At 72.6% G+C, this 17974-nt stretch carries 18 protein-coding genes; 12 read left to right on the plus strand and 6 right to left on the minus strand.

Going from position 1 to position 17974, the window contains the following annotated elements:
• Positions 1-315: 315 nt before the first annotated feature.
• Complete coding sequence (locus tag IF64_RS0118305; RefSeq protein ID WP_036877123.1) at positions 316-1686, plus strand: DUF2252 domain-containing protein; 1371 nt, start codon at positions 316-318, stop codon at positions 1684-1686.
• A 7-nt stretch (positions 1687-1693) separates the two neighbouring features.
• A complete protein-coding gene (locus IF64_RS0118310) occupies positions 1694-2353 on the plus strand; it encodes a hypothetical protein (RefSeq protein WP_030533365.1) in 660 nt (219 codons plus the stop codon).
• Here the strand turns inward: IF64_RS0118310 and zapE are convergent.
• On the minus strand, positions 2310-3350 hold the full coding sequence (zapE, locus tag IF64_RS0118315) for a cell division protein ZapE (protein WP_030533366.1): 1041 nt from the start codon (positions 3348-3350) through the stop codon (positions 2310-2312). The two genes, IF64_RS0118310 and zapE, sit on opposite strands and share 44 nt — an antisense overlap.
• A 55-nt stretch (positions 3351-3405) precedes the next feature.
• Between zapE and IF64_RS0118320 the strand changes: the two genes are divergently transcribed.
• The 7 genes from IF64_RS0118320 (at position 3406) to msrB (ending at position 10531) form a co-directional block, all read left to right on the plus strand.
• Complete coding sequence (locus IF64_RS0118320; protein ID WP_030533367.1) at positions 3406-4185, plus strand: pyrimidine reductase family protein; 780 nt, start codon at positions 3406-3408, stop codon at positions 4183-4185.
• Between the two features lie 207 nt (positions 4186-4392).
• Positions 4393-5871: an alpha/beta hydrolase gene (locus IF64_RS0118325; RefSeq protein ID WP_246134700.1), complete on the plus strand. Its 1479-nt coding sequence runs from the start codon at positions 4393-4395 to the stop codon at positions 5869-5871.
• Between the two features lie 122 nt (positions 5872-5993).
• On the plus strand, positions 5994-7340 hold the full coding sequence (locus IF64_RS0118330) for an AMP-binding protein (RefSeq protein ID WP_030533369.1): 1347 nt from the start codon (positions 5994-5996) through the stop codon (positions 7338-7340).
• Positions 7341-7367: 27 nt separating this feature from the next.
• Complete coding sequence (locus tag IF64_RS0118335) at positions 7368-8051, plus strand: TVP38/TMEM64 family protein (protein WP_052265578.1); 684 nt, start codon at positions 7368-7370, stop codon at positions 8049-8051.
• 181 nt (positions 8052-8232) lie between these two features.
• Positions 8233-9696, plus strand: a complete 1464-nt coding sequence (locus IF64_RS0118340; protein WP_036877126.1) for a serine/threonine-protein kinase — start codon at positions 8233-8235, stop codon at positions 9694-9696.
• 81 nt (positions 9697-9777) lie between these two features.
• Positions 9778-10077: a hypothetical protein gene (locus IF64_RS0118345; RefSeq protein WP_030533372.1), complete on the plus strand. Its 300-nt coding sequence runs from the start codon at positions 9778-9780 to the stop codon at positions 10075-10077.
• 10 nt (positions 10078-10087) lie between these two features.
• Positions 10088-10531, plus strand: a complete 444-nt coding sequence (msrB, locus tag IF64_RS0118350; protein ID WP_030533373.1) for a peptide-methionine (R)-S-oxide reductase MsrB — start codon at positions 10088-10090, stop codon at positions 10529-10531.
• A 75-nt stretch (positions 10532-10606) separates the two neighbouring features.
• On the opposite strand, the gene IF64_RS0118355 is transcribed toward msrB, so the two are convergent.
• Genes IF64_RS0118355 through hemE form a run of 5 tightly spaced genes read right to left on the minus strand, consistent with a single transcriptional unit; the run spans position 10607 to position 14646 of the window.
• On the minus strand, positions 10607-11020 hold the full coding sequence (locus IF64_RS0118355) for a type II toxin-antitoxin system VapC family toxin (RefSeq protein ID WP_051757973.1): 414 nt from the start codon (positions 11018-11020) through the stop codon (positions 10607-10609).
• On the minus strand, positions 11013-11285 hold the full coding sequence (locus tag IF64_RS26200) for a FitA-like ribbon-helix-helix domain-containing protein (protein WP_051757974.1): 273 nt from the start codon (positions 11283-11285) through the stop codon (positions 11013-11015). The genes IF64_RS0118355 and IF64_RS26200 overlap by 8 nt, the downstream gene beginning before the upstream one ends.
• 47 nt (positions 11286-11332) lie before the next feature.
• A complete protein-coding gene (gene hemQ, locus IF64_RS0118365) occupies positions 11333-12028 on the minus strand; it encodes a hydrogen peroxide-dependent heme synthase (RefSeq protein WP_030533376.1) in 696 nt (231 codons plus the stop codon).
• Positions 12029-12032: 4 nt separating this feature from the next.
• Entirely contained in the window at positions 12033-13544 is a 1512-nt protein-coding gene (hemG, locus tag IF64_RS0118370) for a protoporphyrinogen oxidase (protein ID WP_030533377.1), read from the minus strand.
• Between the two features lie 22 nt (positions 13545-13566).
• Positions 13567-14646, minus strand: coding sequence for a uroporphyrinogen decarboxylase (hemE, locus tag IF64_RS0118375; RefSeq protein ID WP_030533378.1), 1080 nt, complete (start codon positions 14644-14646; stop codon positions 13567-13569).
• Between the two features lie 87 nt (positions 14647-14733).
• Between hemE and IF64_RS0118380 the strand changes: the two genes are divergently transcribed.
• The 3 genes from IF64_RS0118380 to IF64_RS0118390 all read left to right on the plus strand — a co-directional run bounded on the left by IF64_RS0118380 (position 14734) and on the right by IF64_RS0118390 (position 17899).
• Positions 14734-15297, plus strand: coding sequence for a DUF3000 domain-containing protein (locus IF64_RS0118380; RefSeq protein WP_030533379.1), 564 nt, complete (start codon positions 14734-14736; stop codon positions 15295-15297).
• 548 nt (positions 15298-15845) lie between these two features.
• A complete protein-coding gene (locus IF64_RS25565) occupies positions 15846-16562 on the plus strand; it encodes a response regulator (protein WP_036877130.1) in 717 nt (238 codons plus the stop codon).
• A 146-nt stretch (positions 16563-16708) separates the two neighbouring features.
• Complete coding sequence (locus IF64_RS0118390; RefSeq protein WP_030533381.1) at positions 16709-17899, plus strand: ribonuclease D; 1191 nt, start codon at positions 16709-16711, stop codon at positions 17897-17899.
• Positions 17900-17974 lie beyond the last annotated feature (75 nt).

Consider the following 17974-nt stretch of genomic DNA (forward strand, 5'->3'; position numbering starts at 1 on the left):
CCGAGCCCGCCAAGACCGAAACCCAGCGGCGGCAGTAGAAATTCCCCCAGAACCATTCACACCTAAAACTATACCGAACAAGTGGACGACCCACCATCATCCAATAGAGTCGCCGTTCGGTAAGCGAAGCGCCATCCCGTCGACCTGGCCCCAAAACCATCACGCTGCAGGCAGGGCGCAACCAACCACCCCAACGGAACGCACGGAAACCAACCTTGCGCCCTGCCTGCAGCGTGATAAACAAAAAGCCAGGTTCGACGGAATGGTGCGAAGCGGAAAAACGCCATCCCAGAGACCTGCCCAGCCGGGAATGGGCTGGTGATCGATCTACGTGCGGTGGTGTCGAGTGAGGATGTGCTGGCGAGGGGGCGGACGTTGCGGGACCGGACGCCCCCGACGGCGCATGACCACGAGGCGGCCTCGGGGGCGCGGCCGGGTGTGCTGGAGTTCGTCGAGGCGAGCAACGCGGGGCGGGTGCCGGAGTTGGTGCCGTTGCGGATCGAGCGGATGCTCGCCTCGCCGTTCGCGTTCTTCCGTGGTGCGGCGGGTCTGATGGCGGCGGATCTGGCGGGTACGCCGGTGAGTGGGATGCACGCTCAGCTGTGCGGTGACGCGCATGCGGCGAACTTCGGGCTGTACGGCACGCCGGAGGGCGAGATCGTCATGGACATCAACGATTTCGACGAAACGGCCCCGGGTCCGTGGGAGTGGGATCTGAAGCGGTTGGCGGCGAGCCTCGTGCTGGCGGGCCGGGAGGGCGGTGTGAGCGAGAAGCGATGCGTCGCGGCGGCGGAGGACGTGGTCACGTCGTACCGGAGGACGGTGCGCGAGTTGGCCGAGCTGCCGTTCCTGCGGTCGTGGAACGCGCTGCCGGACGCGTCGGTGCTCGAGCGGGCGAAGGCCGACGAACTGATCGACGACTTCGAGAAGGCCGCGGCGAAGGCGCGGAAGAACACCAGCGCCAAGATCGCCGCCACCCGCACCGAGGAGTACACCCAAGAGTCGGGTACGACGCGGTGGCGGTTCACCGAGGACCCGCCGAAACGCACCCGCGTCGACGACCGGACCGCAGAGGCGGTCATCACCGGCTTGGAATCCTATGTGGACACGCTGCGGGAGTCGCGGCGGAACCTCGTCGCCCGCTACACCGTGTCCGATGTGGCCTTCCGCGTGGTCGGCACGGGCAGCGTCGGCCGCCGCGCGTACATCGCCCTGCTGCGCGGGAACGGCGACGAGGCGCTCGTGCTGCAGGTGAAGGAGGCGTGCCCGTCGGCGCTGGTTCCGTATCTGGACGTCGAACCGTGGGAGCACGAGGGTCACCGCGTCGTGCACGGCACGCGGCTGGTGCAGGCCGAGACCGACATCCTGCTCGGGTGGACGACGATCGACGGGCGGCCGTTCATCGTGCGCCAGTTCCGCAACATGAAGGGCGACATCGACCCCACCGGCCTCGACGGCGGGCACCTCGACGACTACGGCAGGCTCGCGGGGGCACTGCTCGCCCGCGCCCACACGCGTTCGCTCGACCCGCGTCCGCTGGCGGGGTACTTCACCGGTGACCGCGACATGGACGAGGCGGTCGGCCGGTTCGCCGTGCGCTACGCCGACCGGACCGAGGCCGACCACGCCGAGCTCGTCGCCGCCGTCCGATCCGGTGCGGTAGCCGCCGAGGTGGAGGACGACTGACACCCGTATGTCCGATTCGAACAGCGCGCCGAACGCGGGGGCCCGGCCCCGTCGCCCGGTCGCGGCCGTCCCGCTCGTGGGTGCGGGCCTGGCCGGGTGGCTGGCGCTCGGACTCCTCGTGGCCGGTGGGCGCCGGCCGACCCCGCCGGATGCGGCCGTCGAATCGGCCGCCCTCGGCCTGCCCCACGCGCTGCTGGTCGCGTTCACGGTGCCGACCGAAGCCCCCGTGGCGTTCGCCGTGCTCGCGGTGGTCGCCGCCGTGGCGGCCCACGGACGCCGGTGGAGCGTCGTCGCGGTGGCGGTGGTGGCACCGGCGGTGACGATCACCGCCAACACGTGGCTGAGCAAACCGCTGTTCGACCGGTGGTACGACGACCACCTGGCTTATCCGAGCGGGCACACGGTCGTCCTGGTCACCACGCTGACCGTCGTCGCGCTCGCGACCGCAGGCACGGCGCGGGCCGTCGTCATCGTGGCCGGTGCCGGACTGACCGCCGCGGCCGCCGTGGGCATGGCGGGCCTGGGCTACCACTACGTCACCGACGTCGCCGGGGGCGCCGCGTTCGCCGTGGCCGTGACGACCGGCCTGATGGCCGTCCTGCACCCGACGGTGACCGCACTCGTCAGCGGAGCGCGGTCTCCTCGGCGTCCCGCGCGAGGGCGGTGAGCCTGCTGACCGCGCGCAGGTACTTCTTGCGGTAGCCGCCGGCGAGCATCTCGGGGGTGAACAGCGCGTCGAGGGATCCACCGGAGACCAGCACCGGGATCGCCCTGTCGTACAGCCGGTCGGCGAACGCGACGAGCCGCAACGCGATCGCCTGGTCCTCGGCGGGCCGCACGCCGCGCAAGTGGACGGCGGACACCCCGTCGACGAGCCGCCCGTACGCCGAGGGGTGAATGCCCGCCAGGTGGTCGCACAGCGCGTCGAACTCGTCCAACGTGGCGCCCTCACGCCGCTCGGCCGAGTCGACGAGGTCGTCGTCGCTCAGCGCCGCGGGCGGCTCGGGCAGACCGCGGTGCCGGTAGTCGGGCCCGTCGACGCGCACCACCCCGAACTTGGCCGACAACGACTGGATCTCCCGCAGGAAGTCGTCGGCGGCGAAGCGGCCCTCCCCGAGCTTGTCAGGCAACGTGTTCGACGTCGCCGCGACGAACACGCCGGCCTCGGTCAGCTCCTTGAGCAGCCGGTTGACCAACATCGTGTCGCCGGGGTCGTCGAGTTCGAACTCGTCGATGGCCAGCAGCCGGTGCCCCGACAGCCTCCGCACCGCCTCGGCGAAGCCCAGCGCGCCGACCACGTGCGTGAGCTCGACGAACGTGCCGTACGACTTCGGCCCCGGCACGGCGTGCCAGATGGAGGCCAGCAGGTGGGTCTTGCCGACGCCGAACCCGCCGTCGAGATACAGGCCCGGCTTACCGTCGGCCTGCCCGCCGTCCTTACGTCCGAACAGGCCACGCAGACCCGACCGCTTGCCACGCCCGGCGGCGACCCGTTCGGCGAACGCGCCGCACTCGGCCACGGCCGCGGCCTGGCTCGGCTCGTCCGGGTTGGGGATGTAGGTCGAGAGCCGCACGTCGTCGAACCGGGGCGGCGGCACGAGCGTCGTGATCAGCTCGTCCGCGCCGATGGTGGGCCGGCGCTCGGTCAGCTTCTCGACAGACATGCCCACCAGGCTAGTCGGCGGCCCGATGTGACCTGGGCCGCGCGCCCGTGTTGGGATGATCGACGTGCATCGTCTGTGGCCCACCGAACCGTCCGAAACGGCGCCCACGGCACTGTCCGACGCCGACCTCGAAGCGCTCTACGACTTCCCCGCCGGGCTCGACCGGCCGTGGATCCAGGCCAACTTCGTCACGTCCGCCGACGGCGCCGTCACCGTCGACGACGCCTCGGAAGGACTCTCGAGTCCGGCCGACCAGCGCGTGTTCCTCCTCGGCCGCGATCTCGCCGACGTGGTCCTGGTCGGCGCGGGCACGGCGCTGGCCGAGGGGTATCGCGGCGCGCGTCCCAGCGAACAGCGGCGGGAACGCAGACGCCGCCACGGTCTCAGCGACGTTCCCCCCATCGCGGTCGTCAGCAGGCGGTGCTCGGTGCCGCCGGACGCCCCGGTGATCACCGACACATCGGTGCCCACGATCGTGCTGACCACGACGACGGCCCCGGCCGACCGCAGGCAGGCGCTGGTCGACGCAGGAGCCGAGGTGATCGTCGCGGGCGGCGAGACGGTCGACCTGGCCGCGGCGGTCGCGCTGCTGGGCGAGCGCGGGCTGCTCCGCATCGACTGCGAGGGCGGGCCGCACCTGTTCGGCTCGCTGGTGGCCGCCGACCTCGTCGACGAGCTGTGCCTGACCTACGCACCGCTGCTCGCGGGCCCGGGCGCGGGCCGCATCGTGGAGGGCACGGCGGCGATGTCGGCGCCGCGGAGCATGACCCTGACGTCACTGCTGCACGAGGACGGTTTCCTGCTCGCGCGCTACCGCAGGACGCCGGCGCCGTGAGTGCGCCACCGGGTGGCGCGCCGGGCCTCACGGCACCCACACCGGCGGCGTGCGACGGTAACGTCACCGCAGCGGCCTGGCCGCCGGCCCGTTCCCGCGTGCCGTCGCCGTCCCTGCCGCCGTCCCGTCCGTTCCGAGCACTGGGAGACCTGATCGTTGCCGCGCCGTGGTCGTGACCGCCTGGTGGCGTTCGCCGCGCTGGTGCCAGTGGCGGTTCTCGCCGCCTGCACCGTGGGCCCGTCGACCCGGCCCGCCGTGGTCGAGAACGACGCGCCCGCCCCGCAGCAGCGCACCCCCGACTCCTCCCCCGCCCCGTTGCCGAAGGCCGAGGAGCCTGGTCCGTCGAGCGTGAACTGGTCGGACTGCGCCGACCAGACCAGGCAGGAACTCGGCGACGCGGCCCGCAACGACCTCAGCTACGAGTGCGCGAGCATGACCACGACGCTCGACGCGCCCGGCATGCCCGGCCACGGTCTGTCGCGCGTGGCGCTGCTGAAGGCGGGCGACGGCCCGATCCCCCTGGTGGTCGTCAACGACGTCGACGGCGAACCCGGCAGCCGGTACGCCGCGCGTATCGCGGCGACGATGCCGGACGAGCTGCTCGAGCGGTACTCCCTCATCGGCGTCGACCGGCGCGGCACCGGCGATTCCGACGGCGTGCGGTGCATCCCGTCGGCCGACCGTCCCGGCCTGATCGACAGCGACCCGGCCGACGACGTCGAGCGGCCGCTCGACGCGGCGCGCACGGCGGGTCAGCAGTGCGCGATCAACCTCGACGACGAGCAGGGCGCTTTCGACAGCTGGCGCACGACGGGCGATCTGGACACGCTGCGGGAGAACCTCGGCATGAGGCATCTGCACGCCCTCGGACACGGCGAGGGTTCGCGCGTGCTGGCCCTGTACGCCGCGCGTTACCCGGACAAGGCCGGGCGCATCGCGCTCGACGGCATGCCCGACCCCTCCGACGACCGGGCCGCGGTGCTCGACGGCGTCGCGGCCGGCGCGGAGGCCACGCTGGACACCGTGGGACAGCAGCTGGGGCGCGATCTGCGCGACCAGGTCGTCGCCATGGCCGACCGTCTCGACCGCTCCCCGCAGATGACCGCCGACGGCTACCGCATGACCGGGCCGATGGCGGTGCGGGCCGTGCTCAACGGGTTGGCCGAGCCGCACCGGTGGCGCGAACTGGCCGACGCCGTCGGTGCGGCCCGTGGGGGCGACGTCGGCAAGCTGGCCGTGTTCCTGCGGCCGCACCTGGTCGAGACCCAGGAGTCGGCCGCGCGGATCGACGGCACGCTCGCCACCCGGTGCAACGACACCGGCACCCGACTGCCCGCCGAACGGCTGGCCGGCACGGCCGACCAGCTCGCCGACGACCACCCCGTGTTCGGCGGTGTCGTGGCGCAGGAGCTCGTGTGGTGCAGTCCGTGGCCGACGCGATCCGGCGAGAACGCCGACATCGCCGGCGACGGCACCCCGCCGATGGTCGTGGTCAGCACGGCCACGGATCCGGTCACGCCCGAGGAGGGCACCGTGCGCGCCGCCGACCAGATGCCGTCGGCCGTACACGTGTCGTGGAAGGGCGCAGGTCACGGAGCGCTCGAGTCGTCGTGCGTCATGGAGGCGCTCGGCGGCTTCTACCTCGACGGCGACGTTCCCCGCGACGGCACGCTCTGCCCCGCGTGAGATCCGGCCCCGTCCGCACGTCCGCGGTCGTCGAGACCGGTGTTGATCTTCGCGCGCCCACGCCGGAGCCGCCGTCCACGGCTACTTGACGGCGGCGAGGCGGGATGTTTCGCTAGCGCGCGGTGAACCTTCTGTCGTTGCTCTCCGGTCTGACCAAGCACGACCCACACGCCATCATCGCGATCGACGCCGATCCCGCGCAGCCCGTTCACGTCAGCCGTTCGGAACTCTGGCGCCGAACGCTGCAGCTGCGCGCGGATCTCGCGACCGCGGGCGTGGGTCGTGGGGACGTCGTCGCCGTGTGCCTGCCGAACTGGTCGGACCTGCTCAGCTGGCAGGTCGCGACCGCCTCGCTCGGTGCCTGTGCCGTCGGACTGGACCCGCAGGGACCCGCGGCCGACCTCGTCGACACGGTCGTCGGCGCCCGCCCGCGGGTGCTCGCGCTGCACCGGGACGTGCCCGCGGAGGTCACCGACAGGCTCGGGTCGGCCATCGCCGCGGCTGCCGATCCGCAGGCCACCGAGACCCCCGCTCCGGCCGTCGCGGTCGTCCCGGGACCGCACGCGGATCCGCCCGTCGACCCGTCGCCGTGGGATCTCGGCGGCGGCGCGTGGCTGCCCAGCGCCGCCACGGCGGGTATGCCGATGCCCGACACCGACGGCGACGAACCCGCGGTCGCGTTCGCCCCGGGACTGGCCGCCTACCGCGAGTCGACCCTGATCAAGCACGCCACCGCCACCGCGGAGGCCCTGGGGCTCGCCGACGGTGACCTCGTGGTGTGCACCCGCCCGGCGACCCATCCGATCGCCTGGTCGTTCGCCCTCGCCACGCTGGCGGGCGGGGCGACGTACCTGTTCGACCCCCGCCTCGACGAGTCCACGCTGCCGGCCGAGCTCGCCCGCTTCAGCGCCACGCACCTGGTCGCCGACGAGACGACCGCCCTCCGCCTGGCCAAGGCGTGGCACGCCGACGGCTCCGGCGGCTCGGACGGCTCTCCCGAACCCCCTGACGCAGCGACCGGCGGGAACCCATTGCCGTCGCTGCGGTGGGCCGGGATCGTCAACGCCACCTCGGCCGACGCCGCGCAGAGCCTCGACGAGCTTGGCATCCCGGCTCGCGGCCTCTACGCCCCCGCCGGGATCCTGGCGCCGTTCGCGCTGTGGCCCGCCGACCGGTCGACCGCGGACCGGTGGCTCGGCGGCGGCACGCCGATCTGTTCGGACGTCGAACTGCGCGTCACCGACCCCGATGCGAGCTCCGGCACCGCAGACACCACCACAGACCCCGGCACGGGCACCGACCCGGGCACCACGGCCGGCGCGGCCTCCGGGGATCGCCGGGGCGTGCTCGAGATCCGCGGAGCCTGCGTGCCGGACAGCGCCACCGGATGGTTCCGCACCGGTGATCTCGCCTCCGTCACCGACGACGGCGACGTCCGTTACGAAGGGCCAGCCCACCACGGCGCGTGACCGGCCGCGTCCTCTACCGTGGACGACGTGCCGCGCCGGACCAAGCTGCTGATCGGACTCCTGTGCCTGGCCGGGCTCGTGGTCGCGGCGCTCCTCCTGCCGGTCCCCTCGCCCGCCGAGCTGCGGGCCTGGGCCGACGACGCCGGAGCCGGTGCCGCCTGGCTGTTCCTGCTCGCCTATGCGGTGTGCACCATCGCGCCGATCCCGCGCACCGTGTTCAACCTCGCCGCCGGCCTGCTGCTCGGTGAACTGCTCGGCATCGGCGTGGCCGTCACCGCCACCGTGCTGTCCGGACTCCTCGGCTTTCTCCTGGCCCGCGCGCTGGGCCAGGAGTTCGTCACGCGCAACATGCACCGCACACCCGTGCGGGCGGTCAACGCGCGGCTGGCGGCGGGCGGCATGCTCGCCGTCGCGTCGCTGCGCCTGATCCCCGTCGTGCCGTTCGCACCGCTGAGCTACTGCTGCGGTGTGTCGTCGATCCGGCTTCGACCGTATCTGGTGGGCACGGCCCTCGGCAGCCTCCCCGGCACCGTGGCCGTCGTCGTGCTGGGTGACGCGCTCACCGGCGACACGCCGCCGGCCCTGCTCGTCTGTTATGCGGTGTTCGCCGGACTCGGCGCACTGGGCCTGCTGAAGGTGATCCGGTCGGGCGGACCCGCGAACGCCCAGGTGGCGGACGCCGACCCGCAGCCGGAAGGCGCAGTCGAGTAGGTCGTCCCGGTTCACTCAGGCCCGTCCGAGCGGACCGCTACACTCGACACGGGCGCTAGCGGGGTGGCGCACCGGTCCCTTTCCGAGACCTCGAATCACGCCGACGAGCACGAGCGGCGATCGCGGGTTCGAGCAGCAGCCGAGCAGTAGCCGAGGAGTAGGCGTCATCGACACCGGTCAGTTGGTCGCAGGCCACTATCGCCTCGTAGAGCACGTCGGCACCGGCGCCATGGGCATCGTGTGGCGCGCCGTCGATGAACGCCTCGAACGGTCGGTCGCCGTCAAGCAGATCCTGACGCAGCCGGGCCTGTCCGAGGCCGAGCGCACCACCGTGCGCCAGCGCGCCATGCGCGAGGCGAAGAACGCGGCCCGATTCCAGCACCCCAACGCCATCGTCGTGTTCGACATCGCCGAGCACGACGGCGACCCGGTGCTCGTCATGGAGTACCTGCCGTCGCAGAGCCTGTCGGCCGTGCTGGCCGAACGCGGCCCGCTGCCGGTGCCGGAGGTCGCCCGCATCGGCGAGCAGGTCGCCGCCGCCCTCGTGGCCGCGCACCGGGCCGGGATCGTGCACCGGGACATCAAGCCGGGCAACCTGCTGATCGACGCGAACGGCACCTGCAAGATCACCGACTTCGGCATCTCCCGTGCCAGCGGCGACCTCACCCTCACGCAGACGGGGCTGATCGGCGGCACGCCCGCCTACCTCGCGCCGGAACTCGCGCGCGGAGCCGACCCGACGCCCGCCTCCGACGTGTTCGCCCTGGGTGCGACGCTGTACCACGCGATCGAGGGCCTGCCGCCGTACGGCGACAACACCAACCAGCTCGCCCTGCTCTACGCGGCGGCCAACGGGCAGATCAACCCGCCGCAGCACGCCGGGCAGGCCACCGCGCTGCTCATGAGCCTGCTGCGGACCGACCCGGACGAACGGCCCACCATGAGCGAGGCGCGCGAACGGCTCGGCGCGCTCGCCTCCGGCACGGCGGCGGCCTCCGCGCCGCTCGCCGCGACCGCGGTCTCGCCTGCCGTGTCCGACCACGGCGGTGGCCGTAAGCCCGCTGCGGCGCCGTGGCAGCGCGACCGGACACCGCCGCCGCAGCCGACCGCGGCGGGTGCGCCCGCGGCCGCCGCAGGCACGGCGACCGGCCGGTCCCGTAAGCCGCTGCTGCTGGCCGCGTTGGGGGTCGTCGTGCTCGCCGTCGCGGCGGTCCTGCTGTTCACGCTCGGTGGGGACGACGAACCGGCCGCGGGCGGCGGTCCGTCCACCACCCAGCAGCCGACGTCGTCGGCGCCGTCCTCGCCCACGTCCGCCCCGAACGCGGGTGGGCCCGTCGACTGGGGCCAGGCAGGCACCCTCGTGGGCGAGTTCTACAACGGCCCCGACTGGGACGAGCTGACGCCTGCCGCCCAGGCCGTGTACGGCTCGGAGGACGAGTTCGACTCCTACTGGGACCAGCACGAGCTCCAGGGCTGGCGCAGCGCCTCGGTGCCGAACGGAGCGAACGACGACGGTTCGGTCGACGTGCACGTCCAGCTTGACTTCGGCGACGGGCTGGCCCCCTACGTGGTACGCGTGGTCAACATGGGCGGCGACCTGCGCCTCGACGGCGACACCCGGCCGACCGGCGCCGCCGCGCAGTGACACCCCGACCGCCGCGGCGGGACGGCACACCGGGCGGGCGCGCGATAGGCACCGTCGGTGGCATGTCCTACGGTGGACGGCATGCCGGATGACGAGAACGCCCGCCGTCGGCGGCAGTTCGAGGACGAGCTGATCGGGCTCGACCCGGACGATCCGGAGGCCCAGGAGTTCGCCGACCATCTGCACAAGATGCAGCGCGCCGAACCGACGTTCACGGTGGAGAGTTCCCTGCGCGGGGTGGCCGAGTTCGCCGAGGGCAGCACGCGCGCGAGTGGGCTGCGCTGGTGGACGGCGGTGCTGATCGTCGTGCTGATCCTGCTGGGCGTGATCGTCGCCGCATGGGATCAACTCAGCGCGTTCATCGCGCACGTGTCGCAGTAGCCTGGACGGTATGGAGCCCGCCACGAACACCACCCCGCACGCCGGCACCGACACCCCGCGCGTCGTGAAATCCGACGAGCAGTGGCGCGCCGAACTCGACCCGGCCGCCTACGCCGTGCTGCGGAAGGCCGCGACCGAGCGGCCGTTCACCGGGGAGTACAACGACACCGACACCGAGGGTGTCTACGAGTGCCGCGGCTGCGGCGCCGAGCTGTTCCGCTCGACGACGAAGTTCGCCAGCCACTGCGGCTGGCCGTCGTTCTACGACCCGGCCGACTCCGACGCGGTCATCCTGCGCAAGGACACCTCGCTCGGCATGGTGCGCGTCGAGGTGCTGTGCGCCTCGTGCCACGGCCACCTGGGCCACGTCTTCGAGGGCGAGGGCTACGGCACGCCCACCGACCAGCGCTACTGCATCAACTCGGTCGCCCTCCGCCTCGTCCCCACCGAGTAGACCGTCCACGCGAGCCGCACCGAGCCCCGCCCGCGTGGGAGACCCCCTCACACAACACCCCTCACACAACACCCCTCACACAGTGGCAGGCAGGGCCTCCACGGCACACGGCAGCCCGTGCGCCCTGCCCAGCCGTGCATCGGCGGTCATCAGTGGCAGGTCGAGCCGGGCGGCCAAACTGACGTACAGCCCGTCGTAGAACCGGACGCGGTCGCGTAAGTCCCAGGCACCGCGGCTCAACGGCCCCGCATGGGGATACCGTTCGTCCACGACGAAGTCCATCGCCGCCAGCGCCGCCGACGCACCGTCAGCCGAGAGAGCACCCCGCAGGACGTGCTTCCGGAGCACATCGCCCACCTCGGCATCGACGACGTGAGGCGCGTGCACCGCACCCGCGGCAAGACGTCTGCCCAGTTCTTCCGCCCGTGGGGTCCGCTCGGTCAACATCACGACCAACGTCGAAGCGTCGGCGACGACGTCCTCACCCACGGTGCGCCGTGTTCTCCTCGCCCGGCCACGGACCGCGGATGTCATCGAGATCGGCCAGGACGCTGTCCGCGGTCACGCCCGCCTCGTTTCGCTCAGCCAACTCCGCCCGCAGACGTTCGAACACAGACCGCTTCCGGGCAACACGCGCCAGAAAGGCCGCTTGCTCCCGCATGTAGGACTGCAGCGACTTGCCCTCCGCACTTGCCGCGGCACGCAGAGCCTCGTACTCCTCGTCCGGGATGTCGCGGATCTGAATGGTCGCCATAGCGCTACTTTAGCGCTACGGCGACCAGCTTGGCCACTGCGCCCGCGTCAGGGCAGGTTCTTGACCAGGTCGCCGGGCTCGACGCGCGGACCGGTGTAGAACGGGATCTCCTCGCGCACGTGCCGCCGCGCCTCGGTGCCGCGCAGATGCCGCATCAGGTCGACGATGCGGTGCAGCTCGTCGGCCTCGAACGCGAGGATCCACTCGTAGTCGCCGAGCGCGAAGGCCGGAACCGTGTTGGCCCGCACGTCCGGGTAGTCACGCGCCTCCTTGCCGTGGTCGGCGAGCATCTTCCTGCGCTCGTCGTCCGGCAGCAGGTACCACTCGTACGAGCGCACGAACGGATACACGCAGACGTACTTCTTGGGGTCCTCACCGGCGAGGAAGGCCGGGATGTGGCTCTTGTTGAACTCGGCGGGCCGGTGCAGCGCGACCTGGCTCCACACGGGCGCCGACGCGCGGCCGAGCGGGGTCGCCCTGCGGAAGCCGGTATAGGCGGCCTGCAGCTGTTCGAGCTCCTCGGCGTGCCACCAGATCATGAAGTCGGCGTCGGCACGCACGCCCGCGACGTCGTACACGCCGCGGACCACCACGCCCTTGCCCTCGAGCGCGTCGAGGTAGTCCGCGGTCTCCTGCGCGGCGGGGCCACGCTCGTCGCCGAGGACGCCGGGTTCGACCCGGAAGACCGACCACATGGTGTAGCGGATCGTGCTGTTCAGTTCGTCGTAGTTCAACCGAGCCATGCGCCTATGATCCCACCGTGACGTGGGCCGCAACGCGCCGGGCGGCCGCATCGCCCGTGCCGATGCACGCGGGAATCCCCACGCCGTGGAGGGTCGCGCCCGCCACCGCGAGACCCGGGACCTCGGCGACGGCGCGTTCGATACGCGCCACCCGGTCGAGGTGGCCGACGCCGTACTGCGGCAGCCCGCCGCCCCACCGTTGCACGACGACGTCGACCGGGTCGGCCGTGATCCCCGCCAGCTCCGCCAGATCCGCACGGACGCGGCGGACGAGTTCGTCGTCGGTCGCCCGTAGCGTCGCGGTGTCGCCGAACCGGCCGACCGAACCCCGCAGCAACACGGGCGCCTCGTCGGCAGTCCTGTCGGTGGTGTTCTCGGTGTCGCCGGTGGCATCGGTGTCCTCGGTGTCTTCGGTGTCACTGCCTGCCTGGTGCGGCCATTTGCGCGAGGTGAACGTGAACGCCTTGGCGGTGAACGGCGTGCCCGCCCGCGTGCGTTCCCGTGCCCCGATCAGCACCCCCGAGGACGCTGGCAGCGGCGTCGAAGCGGGCAGTGCGAGCGTGACCACCGCCATCGACGCCAGCTCCACCTCGCCGTAGGCGGCCGCCGCGTCGGGAGCGACCTCGGCCAGCAGCCGTGCCGCCGCGGGCGCGGGGACGGCCAGCACGACCGCGTCGACATCCAGCTCCGGCTCGGCCGGCGCATGCGCGGAGGCGACCGCGCCCGTCGTCAGCCGCCACCCGCCGTCGGTGCGGCGGTTCAACGCGCGCACGGGCACACCCAGCCGCACGTCGGCGCCTGCCCGATCGGCGAGCTCGGTGATCAGGGCGGCCAGACCTCCGGAGAGCGTGCCGAACACCGGCGCGGGGTTGGGCGCGGCCGTGGAGTTCGACGTGCCTGGACCGGGCAGCTGCGCGGCGACGGCCGAGGACAGCGACGTCGCCCCGCGGTCCACGGCGGCGGCCAACGCCGGCACCACGGCGCGTAGTCCGAGACCGTCGGCACCTCCGGCGTAGACCCCGCCCAGCAACGGATCGACCAGCCGGTCGACCACCTCGTCACCGAGCCGCTCCCGCACCAGGTGCCCGAGCGACACATCGCCCGCGGGCATCCGCAGCGGCGGCAGGTCCCTCTCCCCTGCGACCCGCGCGGTCCCGCCGCCGGACAGCACGTCGGACACGGCATCGGCGTCGGCGGGAATGCCCATGAGGGTGCGCTTCGGCAGGCCCACGGTCCGGCCACCCGCGCGTACGGTCGAGGACGCCCCTGAGGGATGCCGCAACCGATCACCGAGCCCCAGTTCCCTGATCAGTTCCAGGGCCTCGGGCCTGCGCGCGAGAAACGCCTCCGCACCGACGTCACACGGCCGTCCGGCCACGGGCACGGTGCGCAGTTTGCCGCCGAGTTCCCGCCCGGCCTCCAGCACCGTGATCTCCGCGCCGGGGCCCAGCAGCGTGCGCAGCCGGTAGGCGGCGGTCAGACCGGACACGCCCCCGCCGACGACCGCGACCTTCACGACGCGCTCCTCACCGCGCTCCTCACAGACTGTGCACCAGCTCCACCACGCGGGTCAGCACCTCCGGATCGGTCTCCGGCAGCACCCCGTGGCCCAGGTTGAAGATGTGTCCCGCGGCGCCGCGGCCCTCCTCGACGATGCGGCGCACCTCAGCCTCGATCACGGGCCAGGACGCCATCAGCAGCGCCGGGTCCAGGTTGCCCTGCACGACCGGCTCCGGCTCGCCCGCGGCCCGCAGTCGGCGCGCCGCCTCGTCCAGCGGAACCCGCCAGTCGACCCCAACGACATCGGCGCCCGCCTCCCGCAGTGCGGGCAGCAGCTCGCCCGTGCCGACCCCGAAGTGGATGCGCGGCACGTCGTAGTCGGCCACCGCGGCCAGCACCGCCGCCGAGTGCGGCAGCACGAACTCCCGGTAGTCCCGCGGCGAGAGCGCGCCGGCCCACGAGTCGAACAGCTGCACCGCGTCGACCCCTGCGGCCAGCTGCGCCCTGAGGAAGGTCGTGGTCACGTCGGCCAGCCGCGCCGCGAGCCGGTGCCACAGCTCCGGCTCGGCGTGCATCAGCGCCTTGGTGTGTTCGTGGTTGCGACTCGGCCCGCCCTCGATGAGGTACGAGGCGAGCGTGAACGGAGCACCCGCGAACCCGATCAACGGCGTCTCGCCCAGTTCGCGCACCAGCATCGACACGCCCTCGGCGACCGGAGCCACCTGCTCGACGGTCAGCTCGGGCAACGCGTCGACGTCCGCGGCCGTGCGGACCGGATGCGCCACGACGGGTCCGGTACCCGGCACGATGTCGATCCCGAGACCGGCGGCGTACAGCGGGACGACGATGTCACTGAACAGGATCGCCGCGTCGACGCCGTGCCTGCGGACGGGTTGCATCGTGATCTCGGTGAGCAGCCCCGGGTCGAAACACGCCTGCAGCATCGGCACGCCCTCGCGGACCGAGCGGTACTCCGGCAGCGACCGACCGGCCTGCCGCATGAACCACACGGGCACGCGCGAGGGAACACCGCCACGCGCGGCGACCAACAAGGGAGCGTCGGGCAGGGAGCGGCGCGCGCCCTCCGGTGCCGTCGACGGGGAGAACGGGGCTGTCATCACGTTCATGGTGCCACGCCCGGTTCGTCGGCCCTCCGTCGGCGCGTCCTGGCGGCCACGCCCCACCGGACGCCTTACAGTCGCGGGGTGACCGCGATGACCCAGGCGCCGGAGGAGTTCCGCAACGCCGTCGCCGCGCTGCAGTCCCTGCGGCCGCGGCCGGAGGTGAGCCTCGAACCGATCAAGGCTCCGCAGCGACTCGCCCCCTGGGCCTACGCACTGAGCTGTGAGACCACCGGGCCCGGCGACGTGGAGGCCTCGGGACGCCTCGTCCTGCTCCACGACCCCGACGGCCAGGAGGCCTGGAACGGCGTGTTCCGGCTCGTCGTCTACGTGCGCGCGGGCATCGACAAGGAGCTGGCGACCGATCCGTTCCTGCCGTCCGTGGGCTGGTCGTGGCTCACCGACGCGCTCGAGGCCACGGCGGCCGAGTTCACCGCGCTCGGCGGCACCGTCACCGAGACCTCCTCCGCACGCTTCGGCGAGATCGCCGGCCCGACCCGGACCGACGACCTCGAACTGCGCGCCTCGTGGACCCCGCTCAGCTCCGAGCTCGGCCCGCACGGCGACGCCTTCTGCCAGCTCATGGCCAGTTACGCGGGGCTGCCGCCTGCCGGCGTCACCGTGTTCGGCCAGCGCCGCACGTCCTGACCCCGGCGCGGTTCCCCTCCGGCCTTCCCACGCCGCCGCTCCCCGCCACCTTCCGCGGACGGACGGCCCGGGCCCACACGCCCACCGTTCGTCCGTCCCGGCTGTCCGGCTGTCCGGCTGCCGGGCGGCCCTCGGACCCTCCGAAGGTCGGGTCTTCGCCCATTCGCCAACGGCTCCGGCCGCCCCGCGAAACGCCGGTCGGGACCCCCGGACGGCCCGCAGACCCGCCACCGGACGATGGGTCATACTGGGTTCGCGCACCTGCACGCGTCATATGCACGCCCAGTTCATGCACCGTAACCCGGCGATATCGCACCACCTCAGGCGCGCGTTACGGCTTTCTCTCGGATTAATCCCATCGCGCTACAGCGGAGGCGTCGAGAAGCAACTCGATCGGGATAGATACCCGTTTGATGCCCCCACTGCCCCACTCAGGCGGCTAGAGTGCCTCTCGACGACACCACTTTCGGTCTAAAGCTGGCGCGGCTGATCGGCCGAAAGTCCCGGTGCCGGTCGGGGGGCACGACCGACTCCAGGGAGGTAGTGACGTGGCTGCCGTCGGCTTTTCTCAGGCCGTTCGATCCACGCCAGCCGGCGCCTTGCCGGCGAGCATGGTTCCGCATCCGCGGGAAGAGTTGTTTTCCGTGATGGTGGTCGATGACCACCCGTTGTTGAGGGAGGCGATCGCCGCACGACTAGCCCAGATGGGCGCCGGCACGGTGCATGAGGCCGCCACGGTGGCCGAGGCGAGGGCGCGAGCGACGGCCACCGGGCCGTGCGATCTCGCCATCCTCGATCTCGGACTGCCGGACGGCAGCGGCATCGAGCTGGTCACCGAACTCCGCAGCAACGGCTGGCCGCGGGTGGTGGTCCTGGCCTCGTCCGACGACCCGTACGCGGTTCGCTCGGCGTTCCAGGCCGGCGCACAGGCCTACCTGCTCAAGTCCGCATCGCCCGTGGTCGTCACCGACGGCGTACGCCGGGTCCTCGACGGCGGCGTGTACGCCGACCCGAGCGTGGCTCCGGTGCTGGCGACGGGTACGCGGGTTCCCGGCACCGACAACACCCCGCGTGAGCTCTCGGCACGCGAGGTGGAGGTGCTGCAACTCGTGGCGGACGGCCAGTCCAACAAGGAGATCGGCGAGGAGCTCAGCCTCTCCGCCCTCACGGTGAAGTCGCACCTGTCCCGGATCGGGCGCAAGCTCGGCACCGGCGACAGGGCACAGATGGTGGCGCTGGCCATGCGTGCCGGCGTCATCCGCTAACACCGACCTGGCCCTACGGGACGGCTCGCCAGGGGCATGCGGGCCGTCCCGTAGGGTTCGTACTCGTGCACAACGCAGAACACGCCTCTCCCGCGACCGCCGCGACGTCGGCGCCGCCTCGTGAGGAGCAGGCGCCTGCACCCGAGCTGCTCACCGAGCCGGCAGGCGGCACTCCTCCGGTCATCGACGACGTCGACGCACTCCGCGCGGCGTGCGAGCGCCTCACCGCGGGCACGGGCCCGTTCGCGGTCGACACCGAACGTGCGTCCGGCTACCGCTACTGGCCGAAGGCCTATCTCGTCCAGATCCGCCGGGACGGCGCGGGCACGCTGCTCATCGACCCGGTCCCGCTCGCCGAGCACCTCCAACCGCTGGCGGAGGTCCTGGGCGAGGCCGAATGGGTCCTGCACGCCGCCTCCCAGGACCTGCCGTGCCTGGCCGAACTGGGTCTGACACCGCCGTCGCTGTTCGACACCGAACTCGCCGGCCGCCTGGCCGGACACGAGCGGGTCGCGCTCGGCACGCTCGTCGAGAAGCTGCTGGGGTACACCCTGGAGAAGGGCCACAGCGCCGCCGACTGGTCGAAACGACCGCTCCCCCGCGACTGGCTCAACTACGCCGCACTGGACGTCGAACTCCTGGTTCCGCTGCGCGACACGCTCGAACGCGAGCTCGACGAGCAGGGCAAACTCGACTGGGCGCGCCAGGAGTTCGAGGCCGTCCGCACCGCTCCCGCGCCCGCCCCACGGGCCGAGCCGTGGCGCCGCACGTCCGGGGTGCACAAGGTGCGCACGGCGCGGGGCCTGGCGGCGGTACGCGCGCTGTGGGAGGCCCGCGACGAGATGGCGCGCAAGCGGGACCGCGCGCCGAGCCGCGTGCTACCCGACAGTGCGATCATCAACGCGGTGCTGTCGGACCCGGGCACGACCGAGGCACTGCAGGCGCTGCCGGTGTTCGGCGGCCGGGTGCAGCGCCGGTACGCCGCGATGTGGCTCAAACACCTCAAGGCGGCGAAGGAGCTGCCCGCCGACCAGCTGCCGAGCACGGCGAATCACCACGACGGGCCCCCGCCGGTCAACCGCTGGGGCGACAAGGATCCCGACGCCGCGGCACGCCTCGCCGCGGCGCGCACCGCGCTGAGCGACATCGCCGAGCGGCACACGCTGCCGGTGGAGAACCTCCTGCTGCCCGATCTGCTGCGGCGCACCTGCTGGCGCCCACCCGCCGACCGCTCGCCCGAGGGCGTCGCGGCCGTGCTCACCGACGGCGGCGCGCGGCAGTGGCAGGTCGATCTCACGGCCGAGGCGCTCAGCGCCGCCCTGCACGCCAGCGCCTGACCGGGCAGGATCGGCTCGGACGCGCGGCTCCGGGCGGGCTCCCGCGTCGCGCGTCACCGGAGTGGGCGAGCCCAC

It is taken from the genome of Prauserella rugosa, assembly GCF_000719975.1.
Classification (GTDB): domain Bacteria; phylum Actinomycetota; class Actinomycetes; order Mycobacteriales; family Pseudonocardiaceae; genus Prauserella; species Prauserella rugosa.